The sequence below is a fragment of the Halogranum roseipondis genome (genome assembly GCF_059695585.1).
Window position 1 is genome coordinate 55,808 of the sequence record NZ_JBUEED010000005.1, and the last position, 14,030, is coordinate 69,837.

The window sequence follows — 14,030 nt, forward strand, 5'->3', positions numbered from 1 at the left end:
GGCTGGTGTTGAAGCGACAGACAGAGACAGCAGTCTGAATGACCGATCTGGTTTCAGACGTACCAGGCTGGTGTTGAAGCCATCACCGCGGTCGTTTCGTGCATATCCTGAGCGGACATACCGTTTCAGACGTACCAGGCTGGTGTTGAAGCTCCTCCACGGCGAAACTCGTCGGGATGGTCCTCTGCCGTTTCAGACGTACCAGGCTGGTGTTGAAGCCTTCTGAGCCAAGTTCGAGACACGGAGAAGATCATCGCGTTTCAGACGTACCAGGCTGGTGTTGAAGCGGATGGTCGTGGTCGTTGTGGTGGGCGGCGCGAAGGTTTCAGACGTACCAGGCTGGTGTTGAAGCGGCGATCTCACGCTCCCAGAGGAGGAGCTCAAAATAGTTTCAGACGTACCAGGCTGGTGTTGAAGCCATTACAGGCCCTCCGGGCGCTGTCGCGTCGCGCCGTTTCAGACGTACCAGGCTGGTGTTGAAGCAATCTCTTCGGCGAGGTCTTTCAGCGACCAATCGTCTTGTTTCAGACGTACCAGGCTGGTGTTGAAGCATGCTCGACGAGGGCGAGATGGCGAAAGTCTACAAATGGAGGCTAGCTCACGACAGAGACTGAGAATCGCCAGGAACAGAACTCATCAACACTGATGCATTGCAATCCGCTCCGGCAACCCGACCTTTCCACACACGGGACACTCGACGAGCGGCGTCGGCGGTAACTCCTCAGTAGACTCCAACGCCGCGTGCAAATGCGCTTGCACCTCCGCATCCTCAGTCCGCGACAGTGCCTGCGAGAGATGCATCTGTAACTCTTCGCGTACGCTCATGCGTGGGCCTCCTTACGCTCTAAATCGGCCTGCAGGCCGAGCTGTGCAAACTGCCCAATTGAGTCCCAGCCACGCTCGTGGGTAACGAACTCCCGCCACTCCCGAAGCGGACGGCCATCAAGCGGCTGGTAGTGATCGAACTCGCGCCCGTCGAAAACGACAACGGCGTCGGCGGGGCGGTAATAGTGATGGGTCGACCCGGTGGCGTCGACGCCGAGGGTGAACGAGCGAGCGAGGGCGCTGGTGAGGTGGCTGGCTAACGATGCGGTACGCTCTTGTGCGAGGGCTTTCGTAGTTGACATTGGTCTTCTGGTGCCTTTGGAAGACCGGTCCCGCGTGTTACAGCACGCGGGCATTCTCACGCCCAAGAGGGACCCGTCTTCCTTACCATGAGACACGTGTCTTATGGTCAAAAAGGTACCGCTTTGTCAGAGTTGTTATCTCCAGTAGACAGGTGTCGCAAGGGCTACGTAGGTGGGTTAGTAGATAATAGTATGACCCACAACCGTGACGAAAAAGGAATGTTCACCGAGCTTACGACGGCCGAAGCAGTTCTCAAAGTACTCGAAACATCAGACGACCCGGTGATGACAGCAAAAGAGATCGCGGATCAATTAGAGGTCTCACGTGATACAGTCGGTCGAAAATTAGCTCAGCTCTCGGAGGAGGGAAAAGTAGATCAAAAGAAAGTGGGTGCTAGGGCTGTTGTTTGGTGGATTCGAGAGTAAGCGTGCTTCAACTCAAGTTATCCTCTAACGTCAGGTCTTCTGCTTCAATCTCGCCGGCAAGGTAGGCACTACCTTTCTTTGTCAGCTCATACATTCCTCGCTCTTCATCGTGGTATTCGACCAATCCCGCAGATTTCAGCTTCCGAAGTCGCTGGTTAACGGTAGAAAGTGTATAGCCGATATTGACTTCGATGACACTTGGTGTGGCTATTAGCTGGCGGTTTCCCTCGTTAAGTAAAAACTCCAGTATCGCGTCATCCGCACGGGTCATCCAATCTACGTGCGGTCGTCTCATGACTTCGAAAGCCTGCGTTCGACCAATAAACGTAGATGATATGTTCGAAAAGTGCATTGATTAGATTTCTCTAGTGCAGTGTATGGTGCACTAGTTCTAAGTAGGTTCGGGGAGTAAGCGAGAGCAACGACTGTTCACCGGATTTGACTGTTCCTTCAGAAAGGACCCGTGGTGACGCACGGATCCGGTGCGGTCGTAGGAAACCAAACCGCATGTCTTCGAACACACCACCCACTCAAAAAGGTCTCGTCGCACAACTGATTTGCAGCACGGAGGGCACCCAATGAGCGCAACTCCAAGTCCGGCCCTCGCCGACGAACTCAAGACGCTCAAACGCCGTCTCGACGCCCTCGAAACGAAGAACGAGCAACTCGAGAGCCGCGTCGACGAGCTCGAAACCGAGAACACCGAGCTCCAAGCCCGCGTCGACACCCTCGAGGCCGAAACCGACCAGCTCGAAGCGACCGTCGACGACCAGGCCGAGACGATTGAAACCCACCACGCGGAGCTCGCCGAGTCCAAAGCCCGCGTGCGCAAACTCGAAACGAACTACGAGTCGGCCCACGAGCACCGCAAGCGCCTCCAACAGCAGTTCCACGAGTTGACCACCGACGACGTCGCCACGAGCGACGACGTTTCATCACTCTCCCCACTCCAGCAAGTCGTCGCCTTCTCGAAAGACGCCGTCCAAGAACTCACGTCCAACGAAAAGCGGGCTCGCTACATCGCGAAGGGCATCAGCGACTATGCGAAGAAGGTCCCAGCGGGCTACACAATTGATTCGAGTACCATCAGCACCGTCCTGCGCTCGAAGGACGGCGAGAGTCCCCACACGGAGACCGTCTCGCGAGTGATGGAGTTCCTCAATCGGTTCGGTAAAGACGAGACGAAGATCGTGAAACGTCGCGGGACGAAACGCGTCGTCTTCACCGAGCAGGCGGTCGCCGATCTCGAGTCGACGAACGAGAATTCGCGCAGTATCACAGACGTTGTGATGTGGTGGCGACAGTGAGGACGTGATAGACGCCGACTCAACACCAGCAACACGATAGGAAACTGACACCAACCGCAGGGACGCACGGTACTACTAGCAGCAGCACTCGGGAGAGCCTTGGTTGTTGTAGGAGTAGTAGTGGTGGATGAAACGAGTTTGAGCGGTTCGGTCGGTCGGAGCCTATCACAACGGGTGTGATGAGACGACCACTGAGTGCTAACGACATTGACGAACGTCGTACGAGTGAACGTGCATCCGCCAAGGACCACCTTTCTGGATGCACCACCGACATAGCTTGGCCAGGTATGGAACGTTGTCACGGGCTCAATCGGTGTCTGCATGGCGGGGCGGCAAACAAACGACGACCCACGCACCGAGTCTCTCAACGCCCTCCAGACTGCGACAGCGCAGTCAGGCGCTTGAGAGATGGACACTGACTCAGGAGGTTCAGACGGCGTTGATGTGCTCGCTTTTCTAACACTCAGCACACTTGTATGAAACTGCTCTTTGAGCGGATCTACGAGTCTCAGAGACACCGCTTACTACGACGAATCGATTCCCAGAGAGTCCAAATTAGATAATCTCTACACGCCATAATAATTATTCTATCATATCCTTAGATATAAAATACCTTCAATACAAATTAGCATGCAATACCATGACAATAGAACGACGAAAGTTCTTGGGGGCACTCGGAGGTCTCGCAGGTGCAAGCGTTTTCAGTTCGCAAGCTAGCGGTCACGAGAACAAAGGCAAGAACAACGGACAGACAAAAGGTCTGGATGCCCTCGATGGTGACACCGAGTACAATCCGGAGTTCCTCCGGAATGACGATCTCCTCGATAACACCGAACTCAAGGAACTCCTACAGTCTATTCAGAACGTTTCGGTCACAAAGATCGGTGAATCAAACCAAGGTCGGCCTCTCTGGGAGGCATCCGTTGGGAACGGATCGACCGATGTAATGGTGATCGCACAACAGCACGGCGACGAATTCATAATGGCTGAGGGAACGATTGCAGCACTCCACTATCTGGCGTGTGCGAACACTGCTGCGGTCAGAAAGGTTCGGAATGAGCTGACGGTTCATCTCATTCCTCGAGTGAACCCAGATGGGTTCGTTGCTCGGCAGCGATACAATGTCGATACGGACGCCCCAGCGGCGGCCGGAGCAGATATTTTCGGAGCCGACATCGGGATCTTCGCTGCTGATACCCCGTTCGTCGGGTGGGACATCAATCGGTATCACTGGCCCGAGTGGGAGGATAGTGACTTGTACCAGAGCTACCCCGAAAAGTTCCCTGAAAATCCAGTTCCGGAGGCAGTCGCCGTCGACAGCAGGGTCGAAGACCTCGATTCCGAGTGGATTATCGATTTCCACCGCCAAGGTGAGTACATCGTCGACGAGGATCTGAAGTTTGTTGACCGGCAGCAGTACCTCGACGGCGAGCTTGGCGAAGAAGAGACGTATCCACCAGATCCCAACGATCCGGGCGCTGGGAATATCGTCACGTCATCGCTGTTCTGGCCAATCAATGAGGATGTGCCAGAGGATGCACGAGACCTCTCGAAGCAACTCGTCTATACGATGTACGACGAGATAACGACCGAAAGCGATACTGATGTCCTGACCGTTGGCGACGAGCACGATCCGGATCCAACGTGGTATCCGGGCGGGACCTACGCTGGGATCGCGCGAAACGGCTTCGGGCTCCGCGGAATGGGAAGTGTCCTCTTTGAAGTCTCCGCGGGGACGCTCGGGAATCGTCTCTACCGAGTGCAGCACGTCGCTGAGGCGTTCCTCGCAGCCGTGAAAGCGACGGCCGATGGCTCGCTGAGCGACGTTGATCCCGCGAAGGTCCAACAGATCCCGGGGCGTGGCAGTAGCGTGACTGCCGAAGGTGAAGCTGACCTCTACTCAGAGTAAGCCCTACGGAAACGGTTTCGATCGATCACATTGAGTTCGATGCAGCTTCGAGGCGGTGGGGCACACTTTGCAGTCACCACCTCAAGTTCTACGAGACATCATCACTGCCGGCGACAGCCACAACGGATATTGTGACGAAGTGGATCTCGTCGACGAATAGGCAACGAACAAGTTGATAACGAACAGTCCAGCACACCCATCTGTGCGTCCATTGACGCACGCCAGATATCCGGCCCTAACATCACGATCGGCGCTTTTCTCGTCGGTCGTGAACGCTGCACCACTGCCGGTCGTCAGCCGCCACCTAGCGGCCGGCCCCTTCGTCTCGACCCTACGCAGTGAGTCTGCCATGTGATCGGCATCGAATCAACATCTCAGAAAGCGAGACTAGCGTGCCCGACTGTCCAGCGCGGTAAGCGACCGGCCTGCACACTGCACAACACACCGTCTCCATCCCGATGAATATCATATCGCAAAAACACTTCGAGAGACGCTCAGACTCAATCCTACCGCATTTCAGCATGGCGTTACGCCAACTGTGATTTGGCGATACAGACAACAACCGATAATCGCAAGACAGCGCGGTGTTACGGCAATATACCGTATGCCGTAACAGCACCCCGTCGTGAGAAATTGCCGTAACATGCCGTACGCAGATGACACAGGACATCTCACGGCGGTTTCTGGTATCTGTGACGGCAAAAAGCAACTAGTATAGACGGGGGGTATACCGGTGCAAGTTGGAGTGAAGCTGGTAGGTGGATATTTGGTGCGCCAAGGAGGCGCAGAACGAGGAGTAGTAGCTGTCGCCGACGGTGAGAGCCCTCTGTACTCTGACAGTGCGATTCTGCTCAGTCGGATAACCTCCGTAACCCGAGAGTGACACGCTGGAGATCGAAACGAGCAGCGCCTGCAACCAACCCGCCTGATAGCTATTAACCAACAAGGTCGAGGGGTGTTGGTTAATTGTCATCACGCCGACGTTCGAGCACCCAACCGTAAACAAGCGACCCGAAAATCAACCGACTGCTCCCACGAGGACGACAAAGAACTCCGAAATGATTCTCAGGGTGGTGTAGGCGTCCCAAACGCTGTCTCCAGCAGTTCGTGAGCCGACACCCAACCCCAACAATCACCTTCACAGCGACGCACTGTACTCTCAATGCGGCATTCGTCGACCCGGCTGACCCCAACACAACAAACAGCCTTCGAGCAGATCGAACAGGCGGTTGCAACAGATGAGCCATTCCCACCTGACACAGCGATCGACTGGATCAGTGCCGGCGACGTTGAGCACTCCGAGGCCGAGGCACTCCTCGAACAGCTGCTGTTGAAGGGATATCTCTACGAGACCGGCACCGGCCTCCGAATTACGAAGTGACGGCCGCGACGTATTCTCCAATGCACCTCCATCAGAGAGTGTCGACTCGCGATTCGCAGAGTGCGTCGGACTCGTCGGTGTCACACGTGTCCGACCAACTAGAATCTGCGTGCGAAAGAGAGCGCGCATACCTGGCACACCCGAGATGGTGTCGAACCGGACGGAGAGTCACTCGTCACCGAGGTTGTGACTTTCCTCCGAGAGAAACTCCCACAGGTCACGGTGCACGGTGGGCGAACGGCGATACGAAATACCGACCGAAGACCGAGGGGTCTGGATACAACTGTCGGGTACGTGTCGGTGGTGCAGGATTCCCCCAATTATGACCCAAGAGGTCCTACGGAACGTCTCGATGGACATCGACCGTATCGAAAGAGTCGACATTGAGTCCTCTAACTCGCAAACTCGCGGCGTCTGATCGGCTGAACAAAAAGAGACTTTGTAGTTAATCAGGGCAGACGTGTTCTGCATCAATTGGTGTCGCCGAACATCATCGGGGGAATCGAGTTTATCGTCTACCTCTCAGACGTAGGTATGGGAGAAAGGCCACAGCGTTTTCGTGTCGGGAATAAGCCACGTGACGCCGTCGACGCAGAGTGGGAGGTGTTCGTTCGTGGTGGAGACGACTCTCCACTTCGACACACAGGGAGTGTCACCGCACCATCCCTCGGAATCGCCTATGAGCAGGCCACGAAACTGTTCGCGTGGTACGCTGACGACGTCTGGCTCTGTCCTGCAGACGAAGTCGTACGATTCTCGACGCACGACCTCGACGACGACGCCGAACCGGTCCGTATCGAAACCAGTGGTGAAGACTTCGCTTTCGAGTGATGATCTCGGTTAGTAAACTCCTCTGTGACGTCGGTGCCGAGGGTGACGGCCTCCGGTATGACGCTGCGACCGAAACGTCCAAACCGCAGATCACGCAGGAGAAACAGCGTCGTCCAGTCGTTGTTTGGAACCTCACAAAACAGTGTAACCTCTACTGTGCACACTGCTACGCGGCGGCAGATACGGAGACCGCAGACGGTGAACTCAGTACGAATGAAGGAAAGCGACTATTGGACGATCTCGCGTCATATGGCGTCCCAGTCGTCCTGTTCTCCGGCGGCGAACCACTCGTTCGTGACGACCTGACGGAATTAGTCGGGTACGCGGCTGAGCACGGTATTCGACCAGTTCTCTCGACGAACGGTACGCTCGTCACGCCGGAGAAAGCGCATGAGCTTCGCGCCGCTGGTCTCCAGTATGCGGGAATCTCGGTCGATGGTCTGCGGGAACGGAACGACGACTTCCGTGGAAAGGACGGTGCGTTCAACGCCGCTCTCCGCGGAATCAGGGCATTCCTCGATGCGGGTATCAAAACCGGATTGCGGTACACAATCACTGAACGAAACGCACCAGACCTTAGAGACGTTGTCGACCTCCTCTACGAAGAGGGAGTCAACCGGTTTTGTTTTTATCACCTCGACTACGGCGGTCGCGGGGCCGATATCTCGAACGTCGATCTCACACCGGAGGCAAAACGAAACGCAGTCCGGCGACTCTGCGATATGACTTATGAGTACCACGACCGAGGCCACGATATCGAGACGCTTCTCGTCGGGAACTACGCTGACGCGGGGTTCCTCGTTGAGTACGCTCGCGAGCACGAGGGCCAAGACGCCGCAAGACGCGTGTACGAGTACCTCAAACGGAACGGTGGCGACCCAACAGGTGAACGAATCGCCGACGTGGATTATCAAGGGAACGTCCACATGACGCAGTTTTGGCAGGGGTATAGTCTCGGGAATGTCCGTGATAGGTCGTTCGGCGACATCTGGGACGACGAGACCAACCCGATTTTAACTCGGCTCCGCGAGCGAGCGAGCCATCTGACTGGTCGTTGTGCCGAGTGTCAGTATCGAGACGTCTGTCGCGGTGGCTCTCGCCTTCGGGCGCTTGCCGTCCATGATGATCCGTTTGCACCCGATCCGCAGTGTTACCTCCACGATGACGAGGTCGGTATTGCCCCATCGCTCGAAGCAAGTAGTGACTGAGATCATCAACAACCAGTATTATCGAACTTGTTCGGGTGAACATCTACTTTTCTCGTCCGACGACGATAGGGTATCGACTCGGTGATTATAATGACACGATCGACAATCTCCCCCAACCGTCAAGTGAGTGCGCTGGTCGAAGAGACCCTTGCGTTCGCACACGTGTTCGAAGAGGTCGGAATTGATTACTGTTGTGGGGGTGACATCCCACTCGAAACGGCCTGTGAAGAAGCAGGAATCGGCGTCGAAGACGTCCGCGAGCGACTTGAATCGGTACAAACTGAAACGAACGACGGGTCTGACGACTGGGACTCAATGTCCGAACTCGTCGACCATATCGTCGCGACTCATCACGACCGATTACGAGACGAACTCCCCTCACTCAAGGCACTCGTCCACAAGGTCGCAGAGGTACACGGCGACGACCATCCAGAGCTTCAAGAAGTCGAACGTGAGTTCGTTGCGCTCGCCGACGAGATGCAGACACACATTACAGAAGAGGAAGAAGAGCTCTTCCCAATTGTCCGAAAACTCGAACGGGGAACACCACTCTCACACGTCGAAGCCGAGGCTATCGAGAGCGAACTTGAGGGGTTCGAAGACGACCACCAGGAGACAGCCGACCGTCTCGAACGTATCGCCGAGTTGACCGACGGATATTCCGTTCCGTCCGCTGCCTGTGTGAGCTATCGGAGTCTACTCAACCGCCTCAAATCGTTGGAACGTGAGACCCACCTACACGTCCACAAAGAGAACAACGTCTTGTTTCCCGCCGTATCGAAGGCTGGGGTCGAATCCTAAACACCCAGTGATAGCATTTTCGCGACGCGGAATGCACCGATGGCGGAAAAGAATTCACGGCCGAATGGCTGGACGCCAAACGATGCTATCACGCGTTTGACACCCACTTGAACATATTCGGGATAACACCCTCAACACAGCGGAGGGAAACCAGAATCGCATGGCAGATACGAAACTCGACGTCCGTGAGATTCCACCAGCAGAACGACATCCGAAGATCCACGCCGCCTTCGACGAACTTGACAGCGGTGAGGTGCTCACTCTCGTCAACGATCACGAGCCGAAACCGTTGTTCTACGAGATGCAAGCGGAGAAAGAGAGTTTCGACGCGGACAATTACGCTGTCAAGCGTCGAACGCCGACGGAGTTCGTCGCGAAGTTCCCCAAAAAATGAACGAGGTGAGGAACGCCGGTCACTACAGAAGCTCGCTGGCCCTCATCGCCGGCGTGACGAAGAAGCAACTCAAGCGAGGTGACCAACGTGTGTAAAGGAACAGGGGTACAAGATTTGCAGGAGACGAGCCCCAAACACGCTAAGCACGCGATTCGTACCTACGGGGGGCACGTGAAGCAACGCGAACTCCGACGGGCGTTCGGACGACTTGAAGCGAACGATTCGCTCACCGATGCACAACGAGCAACAGTCTCACAGATGGCAGTCTCTATCGTCGACGGCGTCCTCGGCCAAACGCTTGACATCCTCGACGATAATGGGGTGTGCGATGACACCATCCAGACTATCGTCGAACTCTACGATTCCCACGAGTGCAACCGTTCTCCGTAGGGCCCATTTTGCTCCGAACATGTTTGGGTGTAAATGTACAACGACCTGAGCCCTCTGTTCGACCATGAGCGTCGTTCCAGGAGACATCGATACTTCCCGGCAACCGCCGATGATCGTTCCACTTCGACACTTCGTCGTCTCACTTGCATTGCTCCTGCTTGGCTTGGGTCTCGCAGTCGGTATCGCGTTCAACGTCGTACCCGGTACTGCAACCCTTGCGCATGTTCACCTTCTTCTTGCGGGATGGGTCTGTGTCACTATCATGGGGGCGATGACGCAGTTCGTCCCCGTGTGGTCAGGTGTCAGACTCCATTCTCGGCAACTTTCCACCGTTCAACTATGGCTGGTCGCGGGTGGTGTAGTTGGGTTCGCTAGCAGTTTTCTGACGGGTGCCATCGTCCTACTCCCAGTGTTCGGCAGCGCAATGCTCCTCGGCTTCTGGATATTCGTGTACAATATCAGTCGGACGCTCTGGAAGACGTCAGGGTACGACGTAACGGAGCGCCACTTTTGGCTTGCACTTGGTTTCTTTCTGCTCCTGACGAGTTTCGGGTTCCTCCTCGCTCTCGATTTGGTCTATCCGCTCTTCGCACTACTATCTGTAACGCGGGGGTCCGTCATTGCCGCGCACGCGACACTTGCCGTTTTCGGTGCCGTCGTCACGACGATACTGGGTGCGCTCTACCAGCTCGGGACGATGTTCACCCAGACGAAGTTCCACGGAATTGATATCTGGCTTCAGCGGGCCGAGGAGATCGGCTACCCTGTAGGTGTCGTTCTGCTCGCGGGCGGACGACTCATCGGCTCAACGCTCGTTGCACAGGTCGGAGGCGTCGTAGTCGTGTCGACACTCCTTGGATTCAGTATCGTGCTCGGACGCCGACTCTGGGAGACGTCCGTTCCGTGGAATCCAATGCTCACCCGATACGGTGTCGCCGCCTCCGCACTCGCGCTTTGGAGTCTTCTTACGATTCCAGTGTGGATAGAAGATCCACTCTCTCACGCTGCGCTTCTCGGTTCGCCAGCGGCGTACTATCTCCTCGTCGTCGGCTTCATTGGGTTCGTCGTCTTTGGAACAGTCTACCACGTTGTTCCGTTCATCGTCTGGGTCCACCGCTATAGTGATCGGTTGGGCTTCGAACCCGTTCCGGTGATAGACGAGCTCTATAGCGATCAAATCGCTCGAATCGACTTCCTGTTGGTGGTCTCAGGAACCACACTCATCGTCGCGTCGGCCGTGTTCACGCTTCCGATGGCTGTCACCGGAACGGGGAGTACGCTGCTCTTTGCGGGCGTCGTCTTCCTCGCCAGTAATGTTTTACAGATCATCCGTATACACAGTCCACATTCGCTCGTCGGCGTCATCGCACCGGCACTGGGACCAGACGCGACAGAGCGCGTGAGCGAGTCAGAGACGCAGTAGGGCCGCATCTACCCTCATTTTCGGCTTCCATTCTTCTTCAACGACTACGTCTAACCGCCCTCATCTGTGTTCGTGCCATTTCCACAATTGACCCGACGTCTTGTGCGCTCTCATGGCCAATAAGCAATATCTCAACAGCTGATTCCTCACAGTGGTCTGCCTAGAGAAGCGACCACTGCTCGAGAGATTTGTGACGCTCTCGTTGTTTTTAGCTGAGTGCAGGTGCTAAGCATCGTCCGCAACGGACAACGTAGACCACAACTCGAATAGCGTAGTCGGTCAGGGATACAGTGCCGTCATCATCTATTCATACTTTGTTCTGTTGCAGGCCCACAGCCCCACGCAATTGAAAGAGCGAACGGCGTCAGCCATGAGCGAGTAGGATATGGTAGATCACAACACGTCTCTTGCTGAGTCCACGTCATCGTTCACGAGAGGCGCCTCCGTCTTCAGATGGTAGTGCGATTTTGCCGGTCTCGACGAAGTCTGTTTCCATGGCTTCGATTCGATCGTTGATCGTCTCGTGCTGGTGGTGGACCTCCGAGAGACGGACACGGACCAGGTTGTAGTTGTGACGATCCAAGAGCCCGTTCCACGCTCTGAATGCGCCGATGATGAGCGTATGCGACTGAGGGCAGAACGCTGTCGTCGGCGTGAACTCCGCACGGAGGACGTTCGAATCGTCTGCCTCCTCGGCGTAGCGGAACCCCGCCGACTCGTGACGCGTGTCGAGATTGAGCCGTGCGAGGTTATAATTGAACGTCATGTCGTACACGCCCCGCTCTTCGAACAGGTCGCGAGTACGTTCGTGGAAGGCGACGTGCTCGTCGCCAGTGAGGACATGGTGGCCGTTGAGGAACATGCCTGGCTTAGGAATGTGTTCCGGGACGAACTCGTCGTACCTGTCGTAGAGTTCCTCAGTGTCGCTGCCGTCGAACGGCGATGATAATCCGACCATAGGATACCTACACAGCGAGTTCTCCTGTGGATTCCCCCGGACATGTTCACTGCCATTCGTACACCTACTACTGTCGACCAGACGCGTTCCTTCCGAATCTATTCGGAGTAGTACACCCCCGTCTTCGATGCGAACAAGCGGATGACCAATGTCCAGCGACCTCGGTACTCATTGACGAGAGATCGGGCAGGCTAGTGGCGGCACCGTTCGTGGAATAAGTCGACAGGGAGTCGCTCACTCTGACCCCTCGGTGTTTGCTGAGGTGTGAGACTCCGTTTCAGATCGCCAAATCGCGGTGAGCGTCCCTTCGTCGGTTTCCACAGTCTCATAGGCGAACCCTCTGTCGTCGAGCTTCGGAAAGAGGAACTGCGGGATCCGATCGTTGAGCTGAACGAAGACTGAGCCGTCGTCGAGGGTGGCAAGTCGGTTCAGTGTCTGGGTGAGCGGTTCCGGTGGCGGGAGGTCACGGACATCCAAGAATTCGACTACCTTGGTTGTCGGGACATCCGCCTCGGCTAAGTACGGTTCAACGTCCATATGTACGGTGTCATCCCGAACTCGTAGATATTTCATCCCGAACACGTTCGTCCTGTTCGGGCGTTCGAATCCGAATATATTCGGGATACTGTACTCCTACGTCAAAGGTGAATCACTCAGGTGACCATGTCTAAACCCCGTACAGCGGTACGGCAACTGTGTCTGGGAGTCTGTCGTGAGCGGTGTGACACCCCGCCGCGGAGGGCCCGATGAAACGACCTCCGCAGGCGTCCGACCTACCCGACCCGTCGTCGATCGACACGAGCGAGCGCCCGTTCGTCCTCATCTGGGAAGTGACGCAGGCATGTAACCTCGCCTGTACTCACTGCCGGGCTGACGCGCAACCGAAACGCCATCCCGACGAGCTGACCACTGGAGAGGGAAAGCGCCTGCTGGAGCAGGCTCGCGAGTTCGGACCGGGACAACTCGTCGTCCTCTCTGGCGGAGACCCACTGACTAGACCCGACCTCGTCGAACTTGTCGAGTATGGTACGGACCTCGGCTTGCGAATGACGCTGACGCCGAGCGGAACAGCGTCGTTGACGCCGGAGACGGTTGGTGAACTCAAAGACGCTGGAATCAGACGCCTCGCACTGAGCATCGACGGTGCAAGTGCCCAGTCTCATGACGTGTTCAGAGGTGAGGCAGGGACCTTTGCCCAGACTGTGGACGCTGCGAACGCGGCGCGCGATGTCGGCCTGCCACTCCAAATAAACACGACTGTCTGTGCGCAGACGGTCGACGAACTCCCCGAACTTTGCAACCTCGTCTCAGAACTCGACGCCGTTCTTTGGTCCGTGTTCTTCCTCGTGCCAGTGGGTCGCGGTCGCGTTCTCGACCCCATCACACCGGAGCGGGCTGAAAAAGTCATGCAGTGGCTCTCGGACAGAAGCGATGACGCACTGTTCGGTGTGAAGACGACCGAGGCACCATTCTATCGCCGCGTGTCGGCGCAACGACGACGTGACGCAAGCGACGCACCAGCGGCTGATGGTATCGGACGCCGCAACGGCATTGTCGCTGGCGACGGGTTCGCGTTCGTCAGTCACGTTGGCGAACTGTACCCGTCGGGATTCCTTCCAGAATCCGCCGGAACGGTACGAGACGGCGGGTTAATCGATGGGTATCGAGAGAGCGGGTTGTTCCAAGCACTCCGTGACCGGGACGCCCTCCGTGGAAAGTGTGGAGCGTGTGAGTTCCGCCAGATCTGTGGCGGTAGTCGGTCACGGGCGTACGCCCACACAGGAGATCCCCTCGCGAGTGACCCCCTGTGTGCCTATGTTCCGGACGACTACGAGGGACCGATGCCGACCGGACGGGTGCAGAGCGACTGAACCG

At 56.4% G+C, this 14,030-nt stretch carries 16 protein-coding genes and 1 CRISPR repeat array (1 of these 17 cut by a window edge); of the genes, 11 read left to right on the plus strand and 5 right to left on the minus strand.

Going from position 1 to position 14,030, the window contains the following annotated elements; all coding sequences use genetic code 11:
- Positions 1-551: a CRISPR direct-repeat array (repeat unit 30 nt; unit sequence GTTTCAGACGTACCAGGCTGGTGTTGAAGC) (it extends 1,651 nt beyond the left edge of the window).
- Between the two features lie 85 nt (positions 552-636).
- Both EOHIBHHM_RS20480 and EOHIBHHM_RS20485 read right to left on the minus strand, forming a co-directional pair.
- On the minus strand, positions 637-825 hold the full coding sequence (locus tag EOHIBHHM_RS20480) for a hypothetical protein (protein WP_497257767.1): 189 nt from the start codon (positions 823-825) through the stop codon (positions 637-639).
- Positions 822-1,127, minus strand: coding sequence for a hypothetical protein (locus EOHIBHHM_RS20485; protein ID WP_497257769.1), 306 nt, complete (start codon positions 1,125-1,127; stop codon positions 822-824). Before EOHIBHHM_RS20485 ends, EOHIBHHM_RS20480 begins: the two co-directional genes overlap by 4 nt.
- A 192-nt stretch (positions 1,128-1,319) precedes the next feature.
- Here EOHIBHHM_RS20485 and EOHIBHHM_RS20490 point away from each other — a divergent pair, with 192 nt between their 5' ends.
- Positions 1,320-1,553, plus strand: coding sequence for an HTH domain-containing protein (locus EOHIBHHM_RS20490; RefSeq protein WP_497257771.1), 234 nt, complete (start codon positions 1,320-1,322; stop codon positions 1,551-1,553).
- A 7-nt stretch (positions 1,554-1,560) separates the two neighbouring features.
- On the opposite strand, the gene EOHIBHHM_RS20495 is transcribed toward EOHIBHHM_RS20490, so the two are convergent.
- Positions 1,561-1,848: a winged helix-turn-helix domain-containing protein gene (locus EOHIBHHM_RS20495; RefSeq protein ID WP_497257773.1), complete on the minus strand. Its 288-nt coding sequence runs from the start codon at positions 1,846-1,848 to the stop codon at positions 1,561-1,563.
- Between the two features lie 283 nt (positions 1,849-2,131).
- Between EOHIBHHM_RS20495 and EOHIBHHM_RS20500 the strand changes: the two genes are divergently transcribed.
- The 9 genes from EOHIBHHM_RS20500 to EOHIBHHM_RS20540 all read left to right on the plus strand — a co-directional run bounded on the left by EOHIBHHM_RS20500 (position 2,132) and on the right by EOHIBHHM_RS20540 (position 11,197).
- On the plus strand, positions 2,132-2,860 hold the full coding sequence (locus EOHIBHHM_RS20500) for a hypothetical protein (protein WP_497257775.1): 729 nt from the start codon (positions 2,132-2,134) through the stop codon (positions 2,858-2,860).
- Between the two features lie 640 nt (positions 2,861-3,500).
- A complete protein-coding gene (locus EOHIBHHM_RS20505) occupies positions 3,501-4,769 on the plus strand; it encodes a M14 family zinc carboxypeptidase (RefSeq protein WP_497257777.1) in 1,269 nt (422 codons plus the stop codon).
- Between the two features lie 1,162 nt (positions 4,770-5,931).
- Positions 5,932-6,150 (plus strand): hypothetical protein, encoded by a 219-nt coding sequence (locus tag EOHIBHHM_RS20510; protein ID WP_497257779.1) that lies wholly within the window; start codon positions 5,932-5,934, stop codon positions 6,148-6,150.
- 477 nt (positions 6,151-6,627) lie between these two features.
- Complete coding sequence (locus tag EOHIBHHM_RS20515; protein ID WP_497257781.1) at positions 6,628-6,981, plus strand: Htur_1727 family rSAM-partnered candidate RiPP; 354 nt, start codon at positions 6,628-6,630, stop codon at positions 6,979-6,981.
- Complete coding sequence (locus tag EOHIBHHM_RS20520; protein ID WP_497257783.1) at positions 6,981-8,189, plus strand: TIGR04347 family pseudo-SAM/SPASM protein; 1,209 nt, start codon at positions 6,981-6,983, stop codon at positions 8,187-8,189. Before EOHIBHHM_RS20515 ends, EOHIBHHM_RS20520 begins: the two co-directional genes overlap by 1 nt.
- A 90-nt stretch (positions 8,190-8,279) precedes the next feature.
- On the plus strand, positions 8,280-8,990 hold the full coding sequence (gene ric, locus EOHIBHHM_RS20525; RefSeq protein WP_497257785.1) for an iron-sulfur cluster repair di-iron protein: 711 nt from the start codon (positions 8,280-8,282) through the stop codon (positions 8,988-8,990).
- Between the two features lie 160 nt (positions 8,991-9,150).
- The gene (locus EOHIBHHM_RS20530; RefSeq protein WP_497257787.1) at positions 9,151-9,384 is read left to right on the plus strand and encodes a DUF2249 domain-containing protein; all 234 of its coding nucleotides are present in this window, start codon (positions 9,151-9,153) and stop codon (positions 9,382-9,384) included.
- Between the two features lie 258 nt (positions 9,385-9,642).
- A complete protein-coding gene (locus EOHIBHHM_RS20535) occupies positions 9,643-9,774 on the plus strand; it encodes a hypothetical protein (protein ID WP_497257789.1) in 132 nt (43 codons plus the stop codon).
- 64 nt (positions 9,775-9,838) lie between these two features.
- Positions 9,839-11,197 (plus strand): hypothetical protein, encoded by a 1,359-nt coding sequence (locus EOHIBHHM_RS20540; RefSeq protein ID WP_497257791.1) that lies wholly within the window; start codon positions 9,839-9,841, stop codon positions 11,195-11,197.
- A 421-nt stretch (positions 11,198-11,618) separates the two neighbouring features.
- On the opposite strand, the gene EOHIBHHM_RS20545 is transcribed toward EOHIBHHM_RS20540, so the two are convergent.
- On the minus strand, positions 11,619-12,155 hold the full coding sequence (locus EOHIBHHM_RS20545) for a DUF7998 family protein (protein WP_497257793.1): 537 nt from the start codon (positions 12,153-12,155) through the stop codon (positions 11,619-11,621).
- 234 nt (positions 12,156-12,389) lie between these two features.
- On the minus strand, positions 12,390-12,692 hold the full coding sequence (locus EOHIBHHM_RS20550) for a DUF2249 domain-containing protein (protein ID WP_497257795.1): 303 nt from the start codon (positions 12,690-12,692) through the stop codon (positions 12,390-12,392).
- Positions 12,693-12,901: 209 nt separating this feature from the next.
- Here EOHIBHHM_RS20550 and EOHIBHHM_RS20555 point away from each other — a divergent pair, with 209 nt between their 5' ends.
- On the plus strand, positions 12,902-14,026 hold the full coding sequence (locus tag EOHIBHHM_RS20555) for a TIGR04053 family radical SAM/SPASM domain-containing protein (RefSeq protein WP_497257797.1): 1,125 nt from the start codon (positions 12,902-12,904) through the stop codon (positions 14,024-14,026).
- Positions 14,027-14,030 lie beyond the last annotated feature (4 nt).